Source organism: Streptomyces sp. NPDC023573 (assembly GCF_055559735.1).
The window spans coordinates 335,256-354,710 of record NZ_JBVHKB010000007.1 but is presented as its reverse complement, the minus strand read 5'-3'; the positions used below and the strand labels follow the sequence as shown (position 1 = coordinate 354,710).

The 19,455-nt window shown below is 70.4% G+C and carries 18 protein-coding genes; 8 read left to right on the top strand and 10 right to left on the bottom strand.

Annotation, left to right across the window (positions count from 1 at the left end; translation table 11 throughout):
• Positions 1-149 precede the first annotated feature (149 nt).
• From ACZ32T_RS23970 to ACZ32T_RS23955, 4 genes are all read left to right on the top strand, one after another.
• Positions 150-1,280, top strand: a complete 1,131-nt coding sequence (locus ACZ32T_RS23970; protein WP_467368887.1) for a PP2C family protein-serine/threonine phosphatase — start codon at positions 150-152, stop codon at positions 1,278-1,280.
• 401 nt (positions 1,281-1,681) lie between these two features.
• Positions 1,682-2,248: a PadR family transcriptional regulator gene (locus tag ACZ32T_RS23965; RefSeq protein WP_467265573.1), complete on the top strand. Its 567-nt coding sequence runs from the start codon at positions 1,682-1,684 to the stop codon at positions 2,246-2,248.
• 47 nt (positions 2,249-2,295) lie between these two features.
• Positions 2,296-4,014: an acyl-CoA dehydrogenase family protein gene (locus ACZ32T_RS23960; protein ID WP_467368885.1), complete on the top strand. Its 1,719-nt coding sequence runs from the start codon at positions 2,296-2,298 to the stop codon at positions 4,012-4,014.
• A 94-nt stretch (positions 4,015-4,108) separates the two neighbouring features.
• On the top strand, positions 4,109-4,465 hold the full coding sequence (locus tag ACZ32T_RS23955; protein WP_467368883.1) for a hypothetical protein: 357 nt from the start codon (positions 4,109-4,111) through the stop codon (positions 4,463-4,465).
• A 59-nt stretch (positions 4,466-4,524) separates the two neighbouring features.
• Here the strand turns inward: ACZ32T_RS23955 and ACZ32T_RS23950 are convergent, their stop codons facing one another.
• Both ACZ32T_RS23950 and ACZ32T_RS23945 read right to left on the bottom strand, forming a co-directional pair.
• Positions 4,525-5,154 (bottom strand): TMEM175 family protein, encoded by a 630-nt coding sequence (locus ACZ32T_RS23950; RefSeq protein ID WP_467368881.1) that lies wholly within the window; start codon positions 5,152-5,154, stop codon positions 4,525-4,527.
• Between the two features lie 112 nt (positions 5,155-5,266).
• Positions 5,267-5,530, bottom strand: a complete 264-nt coding sequence (locus ACZ32T_RS23945) for a DUF5133 domain-containing protein (RefSeq protein WP_467265580.1) — start codon at positions 5,528-5,530, stop codon at positions 5,267-5,269.
• A gap of 205 nt (positions 5,531-5,735) precedes the next feature.
• On the opposite strand from ACZ32T_RS23945, the gene ACZ32T_RS23940 reads away from it, so the two are divergent.
• A complete protein-coding gene (locus tag ACZ32T_RS23940) occupies positions 5,736-6,401 on the top strand; it encodes a DUF998 domain-containing protein (RefSeq protein WP_467265582.1) in 666 nt (221 codons plus the stop codon).
• Positions 6,402-6,423: 22 nt separating this feature from the next.
• On the opposite strand, the gene ACZ32T_RS23935 is transcribed toward ACZ32T_RS23940, so the two are convergent.
• From ACZ32T_RS23935 to kdpF, 8 genes are all read right to left on the bottom strand, one after another.
• Entirely contained in the window at positions 6,424-6,651 is a 228-nt protein-coding gene (locus tag ACZ32T_RS23935; protein ID WP_467265584.1) for a ferredoxin, read from the bottom strand.
• Positions 6,648-7,841 (bottom strand): cytochrome P450, encoded by a 1,194-nt coding sequence (locus ACZ32T_RS23930; RefSeq protein ID WP_467265586.1) that lies wholly within the window; start codon positions 7,839-7,841, stop codon positions 6,648-6,650. The genes ACZ32T_RS23935 and ACZ32T_RS23930 overlap by 4 nt, the downstream gene beginning before the upstream one ends.
• A 145-nt stretch (positions 7,842-7,986) precedes the next feature.
• Positions 7,987-8,802 (bottom strand): SAM-dependent methyltransferase, encoded by an 816-nt coding sequence (locus ACZ32T_RS23925; RefSeq protein WP_467265588.1) that lies wholly within the window; start codon positions 8,800-8,802, stop codon positions 7,987-7,989.
• A gap of 233 nt (positions 8,803-9,035) precedes the next feature.
• Positions 9,036-10,028 (bottom strand): polysaccharide deacetylase family protein, encoded by a 993-nt coding sequence (locus ACZ32T_RS23920; protein WP_467265590.1) that lies wholly within the window; start codon positions 10,026-10,028, stop codon positions 9,036-9,038.
• 323 nt (positions 10,029-10,351) lie between these two features.
• On the bottom strand, positions 10,352-11,029 hold the full coding sequence (locus ACZ32T_RS23915; protein ID WP_467368879.1) for a potassium-transporting ATPase subunit C: 678 nt from the start codon (positions 11,027-11,029) through the stop codon (positions 10,352-10,354).
• Positions 11,030-11,050: 21 nt separating this feature from the next.
• Complete coding sequence (gene kdpB, locus ACZ32T_RS23910; protein ID WP_467368877.1) at positions 11,051-13,150, bottom strand: potassium-transporting ATPase subunit KdpB; 2,100 nt, start codon at positions 13,148-13,150, stop codon at positions 11,051-11,053.
• Positions 13,147-14,811, bottom strand: a complete 1,665-nt coding sequence (kdpA, locus tag ACZ32T_RS23905; protein ID WP_467368875.1) for a potassium-transporting ATPase subunit KdpA — start codon at positions 14,809-14,811, stop codon at positions 13,147-13,149. Before kdpA ends, kdpB begins: the two co-directional genes overlap by 4 nt.
• 8 nt (positions 14,812-14,819) lie before the next feature.
• A complete protein-coding gene (kdpF, locus tag ACZ32T_RS23900) occupies positions 14,820-14,909 on the bottom strand; it encodes a K(+)-transporting ATPase subunit F (protein ID WP_033304754.1) in 90 nt (29 codons plus the stop codon).
• A gap of 349 nt (positions 14,910-15,258) precedes the next feature.
• Here kdpF and ACZ32T_RS23895 point away from each other — a divergent pair, with 349 nt between their 5' ends.
• The 3 genes from ACZ32T_RS23895 (at position 15,259) to ACZ32T_RS23885 (ending at position 19,360) form a co-directional block, all read left to right on the top strand.
• The gene (locus ACZ32T_RS23895) at positions 15,259-15,828 is read left to right on the top strand and encodes a TetR/AcrR family transcriptional regulator (protein WP_467368873.1); all 570 of its coding nucleotides are present in this window, start codon (positions 15,259-15,261) and stop codon (positions 15,826-15,828) included.
• A 54-nt stretch (positions 15,829-15,882) separates the two neighbouring features.
• Entirely contained in the window at positions 15,883-17,067 is a 1,185-nt protein-coding gene (locus ACZ32T_RS23890; RefSeq protein WP_467265600.1) for an SGNH/GDSL hydrolase family protein, read from the top strand.
• Between the two features lie 217 nt (positions 17,068-17,284).
• Positions 17,285-19,360 (top strand): SpoIIE family protein phosphatase, encoded by a 2,076-nt coding sequence (locus tag ACZ32T_RS23885; protein ID WP_467265602.1) that lies wholly within the window; start codon positions 17,285-17,287, stop codon positions 19,358-19,360.
• The last annotated feature ends 95 nt before the right edge of the window (positions 19,361-19,455 follow it).

Genomic DNA, 19,455 nt, shown 5'->3' with positions numbered 1-19,455 from the left:
GCGCGCCGGACCGAAGATCATCCCGTCGGGAAGAACACCGCCCCGCCCCGCGACCACAAGAGGCTCATGCCCGTCAGGAGCCCCGCCATGTACGCCGCACCCCGGCTGCCGGGGATGCGGAGGGCCGTGCTTGCGGGCAGCGTGGGGGAGTGCCGCAGCCGCAGAGAACCCAGTGGATCCCCGTAGGCCTCATCGTGCTGGCCGTGGTGGTCGACCTGGTCACCCCGCACGACGTGACGTCCGCGCCGCTCCTCATGGCGGCGCCCGTCGCCGCCGCGCCGCTCTGCGGCATCCGCGGCATCATCGGTGTCGGGCTCACGGCGATGGTCGTCCACGCGTTCCTCGCACGGCTCGACGGGACCTTCGGCTGGCGCGCGGGCATCGCCAACCAGATCACCCTGGCGGCCGTCACCGCACTCGCCGTCCTCATCCACCGCACCCTGCGCAGACAGGACGCCCGGGCCCGGCGCGCCCGGCACGTCGCGGCCGTCGCCCAGCGAGCCGTGCTGCCGAGGCCCCCCTCGCGTCTGGGAAACCTGCACATCGAGGCGCGGTACGTGCCCGCCGAGAGCGAGGCACTGATCGGCGGCGACCTGTACGTGGTGCAGAGCACCCCCTACGGGATCAGGGTCATGGTCGGGGACGTGCGGGGAAAGGGGCTCGGGGCGGTCAGCGCCGTCAGCGCCGACCTCGGCGCCTTCCGCTACGCGGCGGACGAGGCCGAGGACCTCCCGCAGCTCGTGACCCGGCTGGAGCGGGCCCTCCTGCGCGAGGGCGGCCGGCGTGGTGGCCAGCAGCAGTCGGAGGGCTTCACGACCGCGCTCATCGCCGAGTTCTCCACGGACCTGGAGACCGTTCGCCTGGTCAACCGGGGCCATCCGCCCCCGGTGCTCCTGGACGCAGAGGGCCGCACCACCCTTCTCGAGGCGTCCGAGGAGGCGCCCCCGCTGGGGATGAGCGATCTGGGCGCGTGGTCCTCCCCGGTCGACAGCTTCCCGTTCCCCGCCGGTTCCACCCTCCTCTGCTTCACCGACGGCGTCACCGAGTCCCGGGACGCCACCGGACGCTTCTACGACCCCGTCGCCCGCCTGCCGCTCGTCCTCGGCAGACGGGCGCGCTCCGGTGCGCGTCTCACCCCGGGGCAGATCCTGGACACGCTGATCCAGGACGTCCGGCGTCATGTCGGCGGCCGGCCGCAGGACGACCAGGCCATGCTGGCCCTGCACCGCTCGCGCACCGAGGACGGACCCGCTCGGGCCAGGGCGGGCCCTCCGAGCTGACGGCCGGTCCGGCCGGGGAAAAGGCTGAGAGCGGAGGAGCGGAGGCACGACCGGTCCGCCCGCGTCACCCGTACGGCCCGGTGGTCAGGGGTGTGGAGCGGTGCTCGCCGGGAGGCGTGACCCATGCGGTCATGGACCTTCGACGACATGCCCGATCCCTCCGGAACCACGGCCGACGGATTCGCGGCCCGTCCCGGCCTCTCCACGACTGACCTCGGACAGGCGGGACCGCGGATGGCCGCACGGACCTGGGCGGCGGGCCTGGGACATCACGGAGCTGACGCCGAAGAGGTGCGGCATCCCGATGAGCGGGGAGCGGCGGCGATCGTCCGGCGGGTGAGGAGCGTCTCACCCGCCCGCCGCCGCTTGCTATGCAACCAGTTGCATAGAACGATCGGGGCATGGCGCTCGAACACGCGATCCTCGTCTCCCTGCTGGAACAGCCGGGCTCTGGCTATGAGCTCGCCCGGCGGTTCGAGCGGTCCATCGGATACTTCTGGACCGCCACGCACCAGCAGATCTACCGCGTCCTCAAGCGCATGGAGAGCGACGGCCTGCTCGACGTCCGCGACGTCCCGCAGGAGCGCCGGCCGGACAAGAAGGAGTACTCCGTCGCCGGCCCGGGCCGCGCCGCGCTCTCCGGCTGGCTGCGCGAACCGATCGAACCCGAGAGCCTCCGCCACGACCTCGCAGTGAAGATCCGCGGTGCGGCCTTCGACGACCCGGCCACGCTGCTCCACGAGGTCGAGCGCCACCACCGGGTGCACAGCGACCGGCTCGCGCACTACCTCGCCGGGGAGCTGCGCGACTTCACCGGTCCCGGCGCACCCGCGCCGCTCGACGCGGGGCAGGAGCTGCAGCACGTCGTGCTGCGCGGCGGCATCGCCTACGAGCGCATGACGGTCGCCTGGCTCGACGACGTGATCGCCACTCTCCACCGGCTCGGCGCGGACCGTCCGCGCGGCTGAACCGTTCCGAAACAACCCGCCCACCACCTTCCGGAAGGCGTGCCACCATGGCCGACCCGCTGCTGTTCAACCCGCGCACCTACGACCCGGCGCACTTCGACCCCGAGACCCGCAGACTGCTGCGCGCCACCGTCGACTGGTTCGAGGCCCGCGGCAAGCGCCGGCTGATCGAGGACTACCGGACGCGTGCCTGGCTGGGTGACTTCCTCGAATTCGCCGCGAAGGAAAGCCTTTTCGCCACCTTCCTCACCCCCGCATCCGCCGCGGAGCGGGACGACCAGCGCTGGGACACGGCACGGATCGCCGCGCTCAACGAGATCTTCGGGTTCTACGGACTCGACTACTGGTACGCCTGGCAGGTGACCATCCTCGGTCTCGGCCCGGTCTGGCAGAGCGACAACGAGGCCGCCCGCAGCCGCGCGGCACGACTCCTCGCCGAGGGCGAGGTGTTCGCCTTCGGCCTCTCGGAGAAGGCGCACGGCGCCGACATCTACTCCACCGACATGCTCCTGGAGCCGGACGGCGACGGCGGCTTCCTGGCCACCGGTTCCAAGTACTACATAGGCAACGGCAACGCCGCCGGCCTCGTCTCCGTCTTCGGCAGGCGCACCGACGTCGAGGGCCCGGAGGGTTACGTCTTCTTCGCGGCCGACAGCCGCCACTCCGCCTACCACCTGGTGAAGAACGTCGTCGACTCCTCCAAGTACGTCAGCGAGTTCCGCCTCGACGGCTACCCGGTCGGCCCCGACGACGTCCTGCACACCGGCCGCGCCGCCTTCGACGCCGCCCTCAACACGGTCAACGTGGGCAAGTTCAACCTGTGCACCGCCTCGATCGGCATCTGCGAACACGCGATGTACGAGGCCGTCACCCATGCGCAGAACCGCATCCTGTACGGCCGCCCCGTCACCGCCTTCCCGCACGTGCGACGCGAGCTGGCAGACGCCTACGTCCGGCTCGTCGGCATGAAGCTGTTCAGCGACCGCGCCGTCGACTACTTCCGCTCGGCCGGCCCCGAGGACCGCCGCTACCTGCTGTTCAACCCGATGACGAAGATGAAGGTGACCACGGAGGGCGAGAAGGTCATCGACCTGATGTGGGACGTCGTCGCCGCCAAGGGCTTCGAGAAGGACACGTACTTCGCCCAGGCGGCCGTGGAGATCCGCGGCCTGCCCAAGCTGGAGGGCACGGTCCACGTCAACCTCGCCCTCATCCTGAAGTTCATGCGCAACCACCTGCTGGACCCCGCCGGGTACGACCCCGTGACGACGCGTCTGGACGCCGCGGACGACACCTTCCTCTTCCGGCAGGGACCGGCCCGCGGCCTCGGCTCCGTACGCTTCCACGACTGGCGGCCCGCCTACGACGCCTACGCCGCACTCCCCAACGTCGCCCGCTTCCGGGAGCAGGCGGACGCCCTGTGCGACTTCGTGTCCCACTCCGCGCCCGACGACGAGCAGAGCCGCGACCTCGACTTCCTGCTGTCCGTCGGCCAGCTCTTCGCGCTGGTGGTGCACGGGCAGCTGATCCTGGAGCAGGCGAGGCTGACCGGACTGGACGAGGACGTGCTCGACGAACTGTTCTCCGTACTCGTCCGCGACTTCTCCGCGAACGCCGTCGAGCTGCACGGCAAGGACTCCGCGACCGAGGGACAGCAGCGCTGGGCCATCGCCGCGGTGCGGCGTCCCGTCGTGGACGAAGCCCGCTCGGCACGGGTCTGGGACCGGGTCGAGGCGCTTTCGGGGGCGTACGAGATGGCCTGGTGACTCGGGCCGCTCCGGCCCGCATCGCCCGCGCCCGCAGGGGCATATGAAAGGTCCGGCGGCCGGAAGGGCCGGCTGCCGGACGGAGGAGGCGACCATGGACATGGTCTGGGCGGGGCGGGCACAGACGGACGGCGCGCTGGGTGACAGCGTCATCGGATACGACGTCGAAGCACCGGACGGAAGCGTGGGCACCGTCATCAGGCTCTCACCGGTACCGGGGTTCGACCATCTCGTGATCGACGCGGGCGTCTGGAAGTTCGGGAGGAGCGTCGTCGTGCCCGCCGGCATGGTGACAGGTGTCGACGACGAGGAACGTGTGATCAGGGTGGGGTGCACCAAGGACCAGATCAAGGACGCCCCGCGCTTCGAGCGCGACCAGGACACCGGTGACCTCTTCTACCTGCGCCGGCTCGGTGCCTACTACGAATCCCTGACGGCCGCCCACGGGTGAGCGGGACCGGCTCCGTCGACGGGTACGGCAACGGAGCCGAACCGCTGTCCGGCCCCGCGTCAGGAGGACCTGGCGCGGGGATACCGGCGGCCGAGCGTCACCTTGAGCGGCAGGAGGGCCAGCCGGCACCACATGGCGGCCGAGGGCGAGACGGCGTAGGCGAGCGGGACGGTGGCGCTGAAGACCAGGGCGGTGTTCCCCAGATCGGTGGCCACGAAGCGGGCGGTCCTCTCCGTGGCGGGATCGGAGGGCCATGCCCCGAGCAGTCCCGTCCGAAGCACTGCCAGTCCCAGCAGATTGGTGAGGCATACCGCGCCCGCGTATACGGCAACCGCCAGGGGCTCGGAGGCGTACTCCGACAGCAAGGTGGTCGGGAAGGGGAGGAGCGCGATCGTACCGAGCCAGACGAGCGCGAGTTTCAGCGCCGGCCCCTCGAACCGCGGGACCAGCTCCACGATCCGGCGGTGGTCGCGCCAGAAACCGGCCAGGATCGTGAAGCTCAACGCGTAGGCGCCGAGATCCGGCAGCACCTCGCGGACGGCGTCCCGGAAACCGTCCGCGGTCAGTCCCGGCGGCACCCGGACATCCAGCACCAGCAGGGTCATGGCGATGGCGAAGATACCGTCGGACAGGGCGGTCAGCCGTTCCGCTTTCTCTCCCTCGCCCGCTCCCGCTCGGCTGTCGTCCACCCGGCCGGCGTCGCGGGGACGAGGCGACCCCGGCCGGGATTAGGCCGACGGCGGGCATGGCGGCATGGCGGGCGCTGAGCGGCGCGGGGGTGAGCCGGAGCGCGGGCGCCGGTCAGACGGCCTGGAGGCGGTCGTCCCGCTGCGTCCCGACGGTCCGGCGGAGCGCGGGGGAGACCGCTGTCCGCATGCCGAGCATGGTGTCGGCGACATGGAGGGCGTGCGGAACCGTCTGGGTGCCGGTCATCACGCACAGGGTGTACGCGGCGTCCTCCACGGCACGGGCGGTCGCGTCCGTCGAGCGGCGCGAGTCCTCGATCCGTGCGTCGGCGTAGCGGGCCAGAGCGACTCTCAGGTCCTGAGGACTGGGTGTCAGCACAGCGGGTTCTCCTCTGTTCCGGTCGGATCCACTTCCGGTGCGGGCTCCAGGACGCCGGGGGCCGTCTTCCGGCCCGGCCGTGCGCTGCGGTCGCACACGCCGTCGTGTGACCCGCCGTCAGGCGCGTACCCGCTTGTGAGCGGAGTACGCCCCACTCCTGCGTGTGCGCCGTCCGTCGCCGGTCCTGGCGTTCTACCGTGCACCGATGCGGTCTGTCTCCTGGTGGGTCCTGTTCTCCTCGGTGTGCGCCCCGGTCCTCCTCGTCGGCGGCTGGGCGGTCTCCGCGGAGCTCCAGGGGCCCGGTTACGATCCCGCTTCGGCGACGATCAGCATCCTGGCCGCCGACGGCGCCGCCGGTTACTGGGTGATGACGTCAGCTCTGCTCGCCCTCGGAGCCTGCCACGTGGTGACCGCGTGCGGACTGCGACCCGCCGCACCGTTCGGACGGGTGGCCCTGGCCGGCGGTGGGGTCTCGGCGATGCTGCTGGCCCTGTTCCCGGCCCCGAGCAGCGGTGGCTCGTTCTCCCACGGTGTCGTCGTGGCCGTGGGCTTCTCGCTGCTCGCGCTGTGGCCGGTCCTGGCCGTGCGACGCTCCACCGCCGACCCCCGGAACCCGCCCGGGCCAGGCGCGGCCGGTGTACCGCGTGCGGCCGCGCCCTGGGGGCTGCGGCCCGGGCCCTCCGCCATGGCTGCCGCGCTGATATGGCTCGGCGGTGCCTGGTTCCTGCTCGCCCTCTTCGTCCTCGACACCGCGGGCGCTGCCGAGCGCGTTCTCACGTTCGCGCAGTCGTTCTGGCCTCTCGTCGTGGTCCTGTCCTGCTTCAGGGTTCGGGACGACAGGTTCGGGGCGGGTGGCCGGGCCGACGGCTGACGCGGGCGGCCCGGCCTCTCCCTCAGGGACGCGGCCCGATCGCCCGGTCCCCGTCGCGGACCAGGATCGCCGCCGCTGGGCACGAGTCCGCGGCGTCCAGCGCGCGTTCGTCAGGAGCTATCCGCTCCCGGACCGGCCTGGCCCGGTCCTCGTCGTCCAGGGCGTACAGATCGGACGCCATCCCCGCGCACATACCGGAACCCATGCACAGTTGGCGGTCCACCTCGGTCGTCCAGGTCACGCCGGTCACCACCCCACCGGCATCTCACGCGGACCCCGCACGAGCATCTGGTTCTTCCACTTCACGTCCCCCGCCACATGCAGGGCGGGAAAGCGCACGAGCAGCGCCTCCAGCGCCTCCTGAAGCTCCAGCCTGGCGAGCGGCGCGCCCAGACAGTGGTGGACCCCGTGCCCGAACCCCAGATGCTGGACACCGGTCCGGGCCACGTCGAGGCGCCCGGGGCCCTCGAACTTCAGGGCGTCGCGATTGGCGGCCCCGACCGCCACGAGCACGGGCTCACCGGCCCGGACGAGTGTCCCGCCTACCTCCACGTCCTCCGTCGCGTACCGGGGGAAACCGGCGCCGCTGCCGAGCGGGACGAACCGCATCAGCTCCTCGACCGCGCCGTGGATCAGCTCGGGGCGCTCCCGCAGCAGCTTCAGCTGCTCAGGGTGCTCGAGCAGCGCGTACACGAAGTTCGGGATCTGGGTCGCGGTGGTCTCGTGACCGGCGACGAGGATGCCGACGCAGAGGTCGACCAGCTCCAGTTCGGTGAGCCGGTCCCCGGTGTCGCGGGCCTCGATCAGCCCCGTCATCAGATCCTGCCGTGGCCTGCGCCGGTGCTCGTCGATCAGCGAACCCATGTACGCGCGCAGCTCGTCCCGGCTGCGAAGGAACTCCTCGGCGGTCAGGGAACTGGTGGAGAGGGCGGCGTCGCTCCAGGCCCGGAACTTCGGGCGGTCCTCCTCCGGCACGCCGAGCATGCGGCAGATGACCGCGACGGGAACCGGCAGCGCGTAGTGCTCCACCAGGTCCGCCGGCTGTCCCTGGGCCTCCAGCTCGTCGAGCAGGCCGTGGGCCAGCTCCCGTACCCAGGGGCGTAACTTCTCCACCTGATGCACGGTGAACGCCTTCGCCACCAGGGTGCGCAGCCGGGTGTGGCCCGGAGGGTCCATGCTCAGGATGCCGCTGTCCCGGCTCCCCTCCGACTGGCGCGGCTCGTCGTGGCGGAGGGCCTCGGCCCGGCTGAAGCGGCGGTCGCCGAGGACCAGGCGCGCGTCGGCGTAGCGGGTGGCCAGCCAGGCGGGGTCTCCGTACGTCATGCGTACGCGCACGAGGCCGGGCTGCTCCAGAGCCTCCCGGTACGCGTCCGCCAGACCGAGCCCGTCCGGTTCGTTGAAGGGGTAGGGAACCGGCGTCTCTCCGGCTGTGGTCGTCATGGTGTCGTCTCCCTGGCTCTCGGCGGACGAGCGGATCATCCGAGAATCAGGCGGCGCCGCCGAGGAGGTCAACAGCGCCTTGTCGGCCATCCCGGGCCGTCGCCACCACGGAGCGACGGCCCGGCGCCGTGGAAGGGGCTAGGGGCTACGGCTTGAGGCCGACCGCCACATAGCCGGCGCTGATGATGTCGTCCTGGCCGGGGACGGGCTCACCGAGCCCGGGGTGCCAGGCCTCCGCTGCCACGATGCCCGGTTCGACGATGTCGAGTCCGTCGAAGAAGCGGGCGAACTGAGCACGCGTGCGGGGTGCCAGGGTGAGGGTGTTGGCCTTGTACATCTCGTTGACCTTGCCCGCCTCCGCCGGGTGGAAGTCGGCGGTGAGGTGCGAGATCACCACGTGGCTGCCGGGCGCCAGCACCTCGGTCAGCCGTTCCACCAGCTCGTAGGCGCCGTCCTCGTCGCTCACGAAGTGCAGCAACGAGATCAGCGAAAGAGCGACCGGCCGGCTGAAGTCCAGGGTCTTGCCGGCGTGTTCGAGTATGGCGTCCACCTCCCGGGCATCCGCCTGCACATAGTCGATGGCGCCCTCCGGAGTGCCCTTGAGCAGGGCCTCGGCATGCGCCAGGACGATGGGATCGTTGTCGCAGTAGACGACCCGTGCGGCCGGCGCCGCCTGCTGGGCCACCTGGTGCAGATTCGGCTCCGTGGGTATCCCCGTGCCGATGTCGAGGAACTGCCGGATCCCCTGTTCGGTGAGCCACCGGGTGGCGCGGTGCATGAAGGCACGGTTCACCTTCGCCATGACCGGCACCGAGGGTTCGACGGCCAGCATCTGCCGTCCCATGGCCTCGTCCACCGGGTAGTTGTCCTTGCCGCCGAGGAACCAGTCGTACATCCGGGCGGGATGAGGTCTGCTGGTGTCGATGCGCAGGGCGGGGGCATCGGTCTCCGGTCGGGACATGGCGAACTCCTGGGTGTGCGCGGCAGCGGGGTGATCAGCTTGCGAACAGAATAGGCAACGGAAGTGCCTGAAAGGCTGCCGGTCGCTCAACTCCACCGATGAACAAAGCGACTTAGCCGGTGATGTCGCCTACGTCCCGCGCGAGTCCCCGTGCGGAGCCGTTCGCCGACATGCCGGGCCGGTGGGGCGGCGAGCAGGGCCACCGGCCCACCGGCGCAGGACGTGCCCGGGTGTCAGCCGGTGGTGCAGGTGAGGGTGGGCCAGGTCCAGTTGCCGTTGGCCTGGATGGTGGCGCCCCAGTTGTTGCCGTTGCCGTTGGATGTGGCGCTGAGTACCTGGGCGCTGGGGTAGCTGGCCGTGGTGTTCCAGGTGGAGAGGACCCTGGCGGGGGAGGGGACGTTCATGGTGACGGTCCAGTCGTCGGCTCCGGAGACCGAGACGTTGAGGTTGTAGCGGTCGCTCCACTTCTGGCCCGCGGTCACGGTGGCGGTGCAACCGCCGTTGCCACCACCCCCACCGCCGCTGCCGCTGTCGGGAGCGACGGCACGCCCGGTCTGGGGCGAGATCATCCCGGCGCACAGCCCTCGGCTCGCCAGGCCCTGCGCGATGCGCGGGATGGCCGCGAGGGTGTTGGCCGGCCAGTCGTGCATCAGAATGATCTGGCCGTCCGTGAGCCGGGCGTTGGCCTGCACGATGGCGTCGGTGCTCGCGTTGTTCCAGTCCTGCGAGTCGACGTCCCAGATGATCTGGGTCAGGCCGTACTTGGCCGCGGCCGCCCGCACCGTCGAGTTCGTCTCACCGTACGGAGGGCGGAACAGCTTCGGCGTACCCCCGCCCCCGGCGGCGATGGCCTGCTGGGTCCGGGAGAGCTCCGATTCGATCTGTGCCTGGCTCTGCTGGGTCAGGTGCGGGTGCGTGTAGCTGTGGTTGCCGACCCACATGCCGGCGTCCACCTGCGCCCGCACCTTGGCCGGATCGGCAGCGGCGTACTGGCCCTGGTTGAACATCGTGGCCCGCAGCCCGTTCTGCTTGAGGGCGCTGAGCAGGGCCGGGGTGCTGCCCGACGGGCCGTCGTCGAAGGTGAGCCCGACGTACCCGTTGCAGGCGGCGCCGGCCGCCGCATGGGAGGGAGTGGTGTCCACGGCGACTGTGGCGGTGGCGGCCGTCGCGGCGACGGCCAGTGCCGTTACCACCGGCCGCAGGGACAGGCGTGGCGTGATGCGCATGCGGGTGAGTCCTTTCTCGTCCTGACGGACAGGGGACCGGTCTGTCGACGGCGAACAGTGTTGAACCGGCCCCGCCGGGTGTCAATAGTTTCGGCAAGAGTTACGAAACCATCGATTGGGGGACTGGGTGCCCCGGCGGCTGTTCCCCCAGCTCAGGCGTGCCCACGCTTGATCGGCATGAAGTCCATTGTCGTACTCCATGGGAATGGGGCTGGTATGCATATCCGAAGGCTTCGAAAGTTTCGATCGGGTGAGGCCCGGCAGGCGGGGAAAGGAGAACGGCGGCGGTCCCTGCGGGAACCGCCGCCGATCGCCGGGCCGTGTCAGCCCTCGCTCATGTCCCTGAGCGCGGTGTTGAGCTCCAGGACGTTGACCCGGGGCTCGCCCATGAACCCGAGAGTGCGGCCCTCGGTGTGCTCGGCCACCAGCTTCGTGACCCGCTCGACGGGGAGATCGTTCCTCTCGGCGACCCGGTGGATCTGGAGTTTCGCGTACGCCGGGGAGATGTCCGGGTCGAGCCCCGAGCCGGAGGAGGTGACCGCGTCGGCCGGCACGTCCTGGGGCCGCACTGTGTGGGACGGGGTGGAGTTGTCCGCCACGACCGCCTCCTTCGCCTCGGTGACCCACGCGATCAGGTCTTCGTTGTCCGCCGAGCGGTTGGTGGCCCCTGAGAGGATCAGCGAGTACTGGAGGTTCACACTGTTGCTGCCCAGACCGTTCGACGGGCGGGGCTGGAACCACTTCAGGTCCGGCTTCGCCACCTCGTCCGGGTCGTCGGGGTTCTGCTTCGGCAGGTTGTACGTCTGCCCGATCAGGGACGACCCGACGGTCCGGCCGTCCCCGTCACTGATCTCGGAGCCATTGGCCTTGTCGCTGAAGAGCGCCTGGGCGACGCCCGTGACGGCGAGCGGGTAGAGGACGCCGCAGATGACACTGAGGACGAGCAGGGCACGCAGCCCCGCTCCGACGAGGCGGGCGGTGTTCTTGAGAGAGGTGTTCATGGCTGATCAGCCGTTTCTGGTTCAGGAGAGCCCGGGAACGAGGGAGAGGAGCAGGTCGATGATCTTGATGCCGATGAACGGGGCGACCAGGCCGCCGAGTCCGTAGATCCCGAGGTTGCGCCGCAGCATCCGGTCGGCGCCGGCCGGCCGGTACCTGACCCCCTTGAGGGCCAGCGGTACGAGGGCGACGATGATCAGTGCGTTGAAGATGACGGCGGACAGGATCGCGGACTCGGGTGACGCGAGACCCATGATGTTCAGCTTGTCCAGGCCCGGGTGCACCACCGCGAACATGGCCGGGATGATCGCGAAGTACTTCGCGACGTCGTTGGCGATGGAGAAGGTGGTCAGGGCGCCCCGCGTGATGAGGAGCTGCTTGCCGATCGCGACGATCTCGATGAGTTTGGTGGGGTCGGAGTCCAGGTCCACCATGTTCCCGGCCTCCTTGGCGGCCGAGGTGCCGGTGTTCATCGCCACGCCGACATCCGCCTGGGCCAGCGCCGGGGCGTCGTTGGTGCCGTCCCCCGTCATCGCGACGAGCTTGCCGCCCGCCTGTTCCCGCTTGATGAGGGCCATCTTGTCCTCGGGGGTGGCCTCGGCGAGGAAGTCGTCGACTCCCGCCTCGTCGGCGATGGCCTTGGCGGTCAGCGGGTTGTCACCCGTGATCATGACGGTCCTGATGCCCATCCGCCGGAGTTCGTCGAAGCGCTCCCGCATTCCGTCCTTGACGACGTCCTTCAGATGGATGACGCCCAGGATCCGCGCACCCTTCGCGTCCTCCACGGCGACGAGCAGCGGGGTGCCGCCCGCCTCCGAGATCCGGCCGGCGAGCGAGCCGGCGTCGTCGGCGACGTGGCCGCCCCGCTCCCGCACCCACGCGACAACCGAACCCGCCGCTCCCTTACGGGCCTTGAGGCCGTCCACGTCCACCCCCGACATACGGGTCTGAGCGGTGAAGGCGACCCATGTGGCGTGGGAGAGCTCGCCCTGGTGGCGTTCGCGCAGACCGTACTTGTCCTTCGCGAGGACCACGACCGAGCGGCCTTCGGGGGTCTCGTCGGCCAGCGAGGACAGCTGCGCCGCATCGGCCAGCTCCGCCTCGGTCGCCCCCTTCACCGGCACGAACTCCGCTGCCTGGCGGTTCCCGAGCGTGATCGTGCCGGTCTTGTCGAGCAGCAGGGTCGACACGTCACCCGCCGCCTCCACCGCGCGTCCCGACATGGCCAGCACATTGCGCTGGACGAGGCGGTCCATGCCCGCGATGCCGATCGCGGAGAGGAGGGCCCCGATGGTCGTCGGGATCAGACAGACCAGCAGCGCGGCCAGCACGATCATGGACTGCCTGGCGCCGGCGTAGATCGCGAACGGCTGGAGGGTGACGACGGCGAGCAGGAAGACGATGGTCAGCGAGGCGAGCAGGATGTTCAGCGCGATCTCGTTGGGGGTCTTCTGCCGGGCGGCGCCCTCGACCAGGGCGATCATCCGGTCGATGAAGGTCTTCCCCGGTTCGGTGGTGATCCGGACGACGATCCGGTCGGAGAGCACCTTCGTACCGCCGGTGACGGCACTGCGGTCGCCGCCCGACTCCCGGATCACCGGGGCGGACTCGCCGGTGACGGCCGACTCGTCGACGGACGCCACGCCCTCGACGACGTCACCGTCGCCGGGAATGATGTCACCGGCCTCGCAGACGACGAGGTCACCGACGCGAAGCTCGGTGCCGGGCACCTCCACCTCGTCACGGCCGTCCAGCCGGCGGGCGACGGTGTCGGTCTTCGCCTTGCGCAGGGTGTCGGCCTGGGCCTTGCCGCGCCCCTCGGCGACGGCCTCGGCGAGGTTGGCGAAGACGGTGGTCAGCCACAGCCAGGCCGTGATGGCCCAGCCGAACCAGTCCCCCGGATCCTGGAGCGCCAGCAGGGTGGTGACCACCGAGCCGACCAGCACCACGAACATGACCGGGGACTTGACCATGACACGTGGGTCGAGCTTCCTCACCGCGTCCGGCAAGGACCTCAGCAGCTGCTTCGGGTCGAAGAGACCCCCGCCGACACGTCCGGCCGCGGCGGCGCCGTCGCCGGACAGGTCTTCGTGCGGGGCACGGGTGGGGGTGACGGTACTCATGAGGCGAGTCCTTCGGCGAGCGGCCCCAGCGCCAGGGCCGGGAAGTAGGTCAGACCGGTGAGGATGAGGATCGTGCCGACGAGCAGGCCCGCGTAGAGGGGCTTGTCGGTCCGCAGGGTGCCCGCCGTGGCGGGGACCGGGTGCTGTTCGGCGAGCGAGCCGGCCAGCGCCAGGACGAACACCATCGGCAGGAAGCGGCCGAGCAGCATCGCGATCCCGATGGTCGTGTTGAACCACTGTGTGTCGGCGTTGAGCCCGGCGAAGGCGGAGCCGTTGTTGTTGGCGCCGGAGGTATAGGCGTAGAGGATCTCGGAGAACCCGTGCGCGCCGCTGTTGGTCATCGAGTCGGCCGGAGTCGGCAGGGCCATCGCCACCGCGGTGAAGCAGAGCACCAGCGCCGGCGTGATCAGGATGTAGCACGCGGCGAGCTTGATCTGACGGGTGCCTATCTTCTTCCCGAGGTACTCGGGTGTGCGGCCGACCATCAGGCCGGCGATGAACACGGCGATGACCGCCATCACCAGCATGCCGTAGAGGCCGGATCCGACACCGCCGGGCGCGATCTCTCCCAACTGCATGCCGAGCATGGTGATGCCGCCGCCCAGCCCCGTGTACGAGGAGTGGAAGGAGTTCACCGCACCGGTGGACGTCAGGGTGGTCGCCACGGCGAAGATCGACGATCCGCCGATGCCGAACCGTGTCTCCTTGCCCTCCATCGAACCGCCGGCGAGGTCGAGTGCCGGGCCGTGGTGGGCGAACTCGGTCCACATCATCAGCGCCGTGAAACCGATCCAGATGGTGGCCATCGTGGCGAGGATCGCGTAGCCCTGCCGCAGGTTGCCGACCATGCGGCCGAAGGTGCGGGTCAGCGCGAACGGGATCAGGAGGATCAGGAAGATCTCGAACAGGTTGGAGAAGGGGCTCGGATTCTCGTAGGGATGAGCGGAGTTGGCGTTGAAGTAGCCGCCACCGTTCGTGCCCAGCTCCTTGATGACCTCCTGCGAGGCGACCGCGCCCCCGTTCCACTGCTGGGTGCCGCCGGTGAACTGCCCGACCTCGTGGACGCCGGAGAAGTTCTGGATGACACCGCACGCCACCAGCACGACCGCGCCGATCACGGCGATCGGCAGCAGGATGCGTACGGTGCCGCGCACCAGGTCCGTCCAGAAGTTGCCGAGCTCGCCGGTGCGGGAGTGCGAGAACCCGCGTACGAGGGCCACGGCCACGGCCATGCCGACAGCGGCCGAGACGAAGTTCTGCACCGCGAGGCCGCCGGTCTGCACGACGTGGCCCATGGCCTGTTCGCCGTAGTACGACTGCCAGTTGGTGTTGGCCACGAAGGACGCCGCGGTGTTGAACGCCTGGTCCGGGTCGATCGACACGAAGCCGAGCGAGCCGGGCAGTGCTCCCTGCAGACGCTGAAGCGCGTAGAGGAAGAGGACGCTCACCGCGGAGAAAGCGAGTACACCACGCAGATAGGCGGGCCAGCGCATCGACGCCGACGGATCGGCTCCGACGGCACGGTAAATCCACTTCTCCGGCCGGTAATGCTTTTCCGAGGAATAGACCCGGGCCATGTAGTCACCGAGCGGACGGTATGCGAGGGCAAGCGCGGAAATCAGCGCGAGCAGCTGAAGCACACCAGCTGTTACAGGGCTCATAGCGAGCGTCAGAACCTCTCCGGGTACACGAGCGCAAGGACGAGGTACACCAGCAGGGAGACGGCCACGACCAGGCCGGCGATGTTCTCGGCGGTCACAGTTTCGTCACCCCCCTTGCGATGAGAGCCACCAGTGCGAAAACCGCGATCGTGGTGGCGACGAAGGCCAGATCGGCCATCGTGAGCTCCTGTATGAAGTGAAAGGAATGGAGTCGGCCGGTGCGGCCGAAGAAAAGCAAACCGCACGGCTCACCGGGTGTTGAACGCCTTTGACGGGCTCCATACGGGCGGGGCCGAATTCTTGACGCGGTCCGTACGCGGGGGCGGGCGGCTTTTCGGGCGGCAATCCCGGGCCGCGCTCTGCTCCCCGACGACCCTAGGGGCATCGGCCGTTTGCCTAACAGCACTAGGCAAACGCATAATCGAACCCGGTGGAGGAAGGGTGATCATGGCACGAGCAGGACTGACCGCAGAACGCCTGACGCAGGCAGGGGCGGACATGGCCGACGAGGTCGGCTTCGACAACGTGACCGTCGCGGCGCTCGCCCGGCAGTTCGGCGTCAAGGACGCGAGCCTCTACTCGCATCTGAAGAACTCCCAGGACCTCCGGACGAGGATCGCCCTGCTGGCCCTGGCGGAACTCGCCGACCGTGTCGCCGCCGCTCTGGCCGGGCGAGCCGGCAAGGACGCGCTGGAGGCGTTCGCGAACGCCTACCGCGACTACGCCCGGGAGCACCCCGGCCGCTACGCCGCGGCGCAGCTCAGACTCGACCCGGAGGTGGCCGCAGCCAGTGCCGGTGGACGGCACGCCCAGATGACGCGGGCGATCCTGCGCGGCTACGACCTCACGGAGCCCGACCAGACCCATGCGGTCCGGCTGCTGGGCAGCGTCTTCCACGGCTACATCAGCCTGGAGTCGGGCGGGAGCTTCAGCCACAGCGCCCCCGGCACGCAGGAGACCTGGCCACGGGTCCTGGACGCCCTCGACGCGCTGCTGCGGAACTGGCCCACCCCCTGAATCCGGCCCGCCCTCCCCGGCCGGGCCGACACACGACGGAACAGGTTACGAAGAATGAGCACCAGGCCCCAGCTGCTGACGACCCCCCTCACGGTGGACCTCCTGCGCGGCGCCCTCGACGTGGAGCGCACCGCGCACGGTCTGCTGCCGCACCGGCTGCCCGCCCGTGCGCGTGCCCAGAACACCGATGGCCAGCTGGCCATGGCGGAGGCCCAGCCCTCCGGGGTGCGCCTCGCCCTGCGTACGCGGGCGACCGTCGTGGAGCTGGACACCCTGCCCACCAAGCGGGTGTACACGGGCGCCCCGCCAAGGCCGGACGGCGTCTACGACCTGCTGGTCGACGGTCGCCTCACGGACCGGGCCTCGGTGACCGGGGGCAACACCCTCACCATCGACATGGCCACCGGGTCGGCCGAGGTCAGGCCGGGACCGGTGGGCACACTTCGCTTCAGCGGTCTGTCCGACGGCCCCAAGGACCTCGAGATCTGGCTGCCTCACAACGAGACCACCGAGCTGGTCGCCCTGCGCACCGACGCACCGGTCGAACCGGTCCCTGACCGGGGCCGCCCGGTCTGGCTCCATCACGGCAGCTCCATCAGTCACGGCTCCGACGCCGCGAGCCCCACCACCACCTGGCCCGCGCTGGCCGCCGCCCTCAGCGGGACGGAGCTGGTCAACCTGGGATTCGGCGGCAGCGCACTGCTCGATCCGTTCACCGCCCGTGCCCTGCGCGACACACCAGCCGACCGGATCAGCGTCAAGGTCGGCATCAACCTGGTCAACACGGACGCGATGCGCCTGCGCGCCTTCACCCCGGCCGTCCACGGCTTCCTCGACACGATCCGCGAGGGCCACCCCACCACCCCGCTCCTGGTCGTCTCGCCCATCCTCTGCCCCATCCACGAGGAGACCCCCGGGCCCAGTGCGCCGGACCGCAGCGCCCTCGGCGAGGGGAAGCTGAAGTTCAGCGCCGCGGGAGACCCGGCCGAAACGGCCGCCGGCAAGCTCACGCTGAGCATCATCAGGGACGAGCTCGCCCGCATCGTCGAGCAGCGGACGGCCGAGGACCCGAATCTGCACCACCTCGACGGCCGCGAACTCTACGGCGAGGCCGACTCCGCGGAACTGCCGTTGCCCGACGCCCTGCACCCGGACGCCGCCACGCACCGTCGTATCGGCGCACGCTTCGCGGAACTGGCCTTCCGCGCGGGCGGCCCGCTCGCCGTCGCCGGCCGCTGAGCCAATCGGCTGTGCCGGGCGGAGCCGCCGGTTGAGAGCGGGAACCCGCAAAGGCATTCTTGAACAAAGGTCGCATATGGGTGTTCGTGGGCGACCTGCCTAGGCGGGGAGGACGAGTGATGAGCCCATGAGCATGGACGAGACGGGCCGAGCGGTCCCGTCCAGGGGCAGTGGTGAGCCCGCACCCGAGGCCGCGCGTGGTGAAAGGAACGCCCACGTGCTGTCCGACGAAGCGCGCTGCCGGATTCTGGAGCAGTTGCCGGTACCGGTGGCCTACTTCGGGCGGGACCAGCTGCTCGCCATGGCCAACGCGGCAGCGGCCGGTTCGGTCGGCAAGCCCGAGGCGTCGCTGATCGGGCTGCTGCCCGGGGAGATCGAGCCCGGGCTGTTTCTCGAGGGCGGTAAAGGGCTCACCGAAGCCATCGAGCGGGTGCTGAGGACGGGCGAGGGCGAGCCGTACGAGTCGTATCTCGTCGTGGCGGGCAGCGAGCACATCTGGCAGGCGGCGATGTCGCCCGTCCGGGATGCCGCCGGCGAGGTCCAGGGAGTGTCCGTCGTGACACTGGATACGACCGAGCAGTTCCTGGCACGCAGGCGCCTGGCCGTGCTGAACAAGGCCAGCCGGCGCATCGGCAGTACGCTCGATGTGGGGCGCACCGCCGAGGAGCTGGCGGAGCTCGCCGTCGAGGAATTCGCCGACTTCGTGACTGTCGACCTGCTCTCCGAGGTGCTGACGGGCGGCGAGGCGCGTTCGGTGCTCCACAGGGACACCATCAGCTTCCACCGGGTGGCCCAGCAGTCGGTGCTCGAAGGGTGCCCGGAGTCGGTCGTCCCGCTCGGTGAGACCCACGCGTACGACCGTGACTCGGAGGTGGGCCGCGCGCTGGTCCACGGGGAGCCGGTGCGCTTCACCGTCGACGAGGAGGCACTGCGGCGCTGGAAAATGGTCGATCCCGCACGGGCGCGGAGCATGCGCGAGAACAAGATCCACTCGGTGCTGGCGGTCCCGCTGCGGGCCCGTGGCATCACCCTCGGCACCTCCCTGTTCTGCCGGCACCGGACCCCCGGCGGGTTCGGGGCCGCGGATCTGCAGCTCGCAGCCGAACTCGTCTCGCGCGCGGCCGTATGCGTGGACAACGCCCGCCGGTACACCCGCGAGCGGGCCACGGCGCTCGCACTGCAGCGCAGCCTGCTGCCGCGCCGGGCTGCCCGGCAGCAGGCGGTCGAGGTCACGGCACGCTATCTCCCGAACACCGACGGCGCGGGCATCGGCGGGGACTGGTTCGACGTGATCCCGCTGTCCGGCGCACGGGTCGCGCTCGTGGTCGGCGACGTCGTCGGCCACGGTCTTCACGCCTCGGCCACCATGGGCAGGCTCCGCACCGCGGTGCGGACCCTCGCCGATGTCGATCTCGCGCCCGAGGAACTCCTCACGCAGCTCGACGCCCTGGTGCTCACGCTCGACCGGGAACAGCCGGCGGACAGCTCCGAGGACGCGCAGGTCGCCGGTGCCACCTGCCTCTACGCCGTCTACGACCCGTCGACAGGGCTCTGCACGATGGCCAGGGCGGGCCACCCCGAGCCGATGCTGGCCTGCCCGGACGGCACCGTCAGGCAGCTGCCGCTGCCCTCCGGGCCGCCGCTCGGTGTGGGCGGCCTGACCTTCCAGGGGGCCGAGTTCGAGCTGCCCGAGGGCAGCCGGCTCGCCCTGTACACGGACGGCCTGATCGAGACGGCGGGCCGGGACCGCGACCATGCCCTCGCCGAGTTCCGCGATCTGCTCGGCGGCTCCACGTACTCGCTCGAAGAGGCCTGCGACACCGTCATGCACGCGCTGGTTCCCGAGCAGCCGAACGACGACGTCGCCCTGCTGATGGCCCGTACCCGACGTCTCGACGCGGGCCACTACGCCGCGTGGGACCTCCCCGCCGACCCGTCGGTCGTCTCCAACGCCCGTAAGCGTGCCGCCGCCCAGCTCACGGCGTGGGGCCTGGACGACGCGGTGTTCACCACCGAGCTGGTCGTCAGCGAACTGGTCACCAACGCCATCCGCTACGGCGCCGAACCGATCCGGCTCCGCCTCATCCGCGACACCGCGCTCATCTGCGAGGTCTTCGACGGCAGCAGCACCGCCCCCCATCTGCGCCGCGCCCGGATCTTCGACGAAGGCGGACGCGGCCTCCTGCTCGTCGCGAGTCTCACCGAGCGCTGGGGCACCCGCTACACCAGCGACGGCAAGACCATCTGGGCCGAACAGCCGCTGCCGGACGCGGAGGTGGCGGACCTGGTCTGAGCCCGGCCCGCCACGCGCGCGGCCGTCGGCCGAGCGCGCCGCCCCTTCGTGAAGAGCTCCCCGCCGTCGCTCAGCAGCCGGTCGATCGCTGCGTC

Bases quoted from the DNA above. Each gene is read 5' to 3' on its own strand.
- ACZ32T_RS23965 (WP_467265573.1), top strand. From the start codon at position 1,682: ATGGCGCTCGAACACGCGATCCTCGTCTCCCTGCTGGAACAGCCGGGC.
- ACZ32T_RS23960 (WP_467368885.1), top strand. From the start codon at position 2,296: ATGGCCGACCCGCTGCTGTTCAACCCGCGCACCTACGACCCGGCGCAC.
- ACZ32T_RS23955 (WP_467368883.1), top strand. From the start codon at position 4,109: ATGGACATGGTCTGGGCGGGGCGGGCACAGACGGACGGCGCGCTGGGT.
- ACZ32T_RS23940 (WP_467265582.1), top strand. From the start codon at position 5,736: ATGCGGTCTGTCTCCTGGTGGGTCCTGTTCTCCTCGGTGTGCGCCCCG.
- ACZ32T_RS23930 (WP_467265586.1), bottom strand. From the start codon at position 7,841: ATGACGACCACAGCCGGAGAGACGCCGGTTCCCTACCCCTTCAACGAA.
- ACZ32T_RS23925 (WP_467265588.1), bottom strand. From the start codon at position 8,802: ATGTCCCGACCGGAGACCGATGCCCCCGCCCTGCGCATCGACACCAGC.
- ACZ32T_RS23920 (WP_467265590.1), bottom strand. From the start codon at position 10,028: ATGCGCATCACGCCACGCCTGTCCCTGCGGCCGGTGGTAACGGCACTG.
- ACZ32T_RS23915 (WP_467368879.1), bottom strand. From the start codon at position 11,029: ATGAACACCTCTCTCAAGAACACCGCCCGCCTCGTCGGAGCGGGGCTG.
- kdpB (WP_467368877.1), bottom strand. From the start codon at position 13,150: ATGAGTACCGTCACCCCCACCCGTGCCCCGCACGAAGACCTGTCCGGC.
- kdpA (WP_467368875.1), bottom strand. From the start codon at position 14,811: ATGAGCCCTGTAACAGCTGGTGTGCTTCAGCTGCTCGCGCTGATTTCC.
- ACZ32T_RS23895 (WP_467368873.1), top strand. From the start codon at position 15,259: ATGGCACGAGCAGGACTGACCGCAGAACGCCTGACGCAGGCAGGGGCG.
- ACZ32T_RS23890 (WP_467265600.1), top strand. From the start codon at position 15,883: ATGAGCACCAGGCCCCAGCTGCTGACGACCCCCCTCACGGTGGACCTC.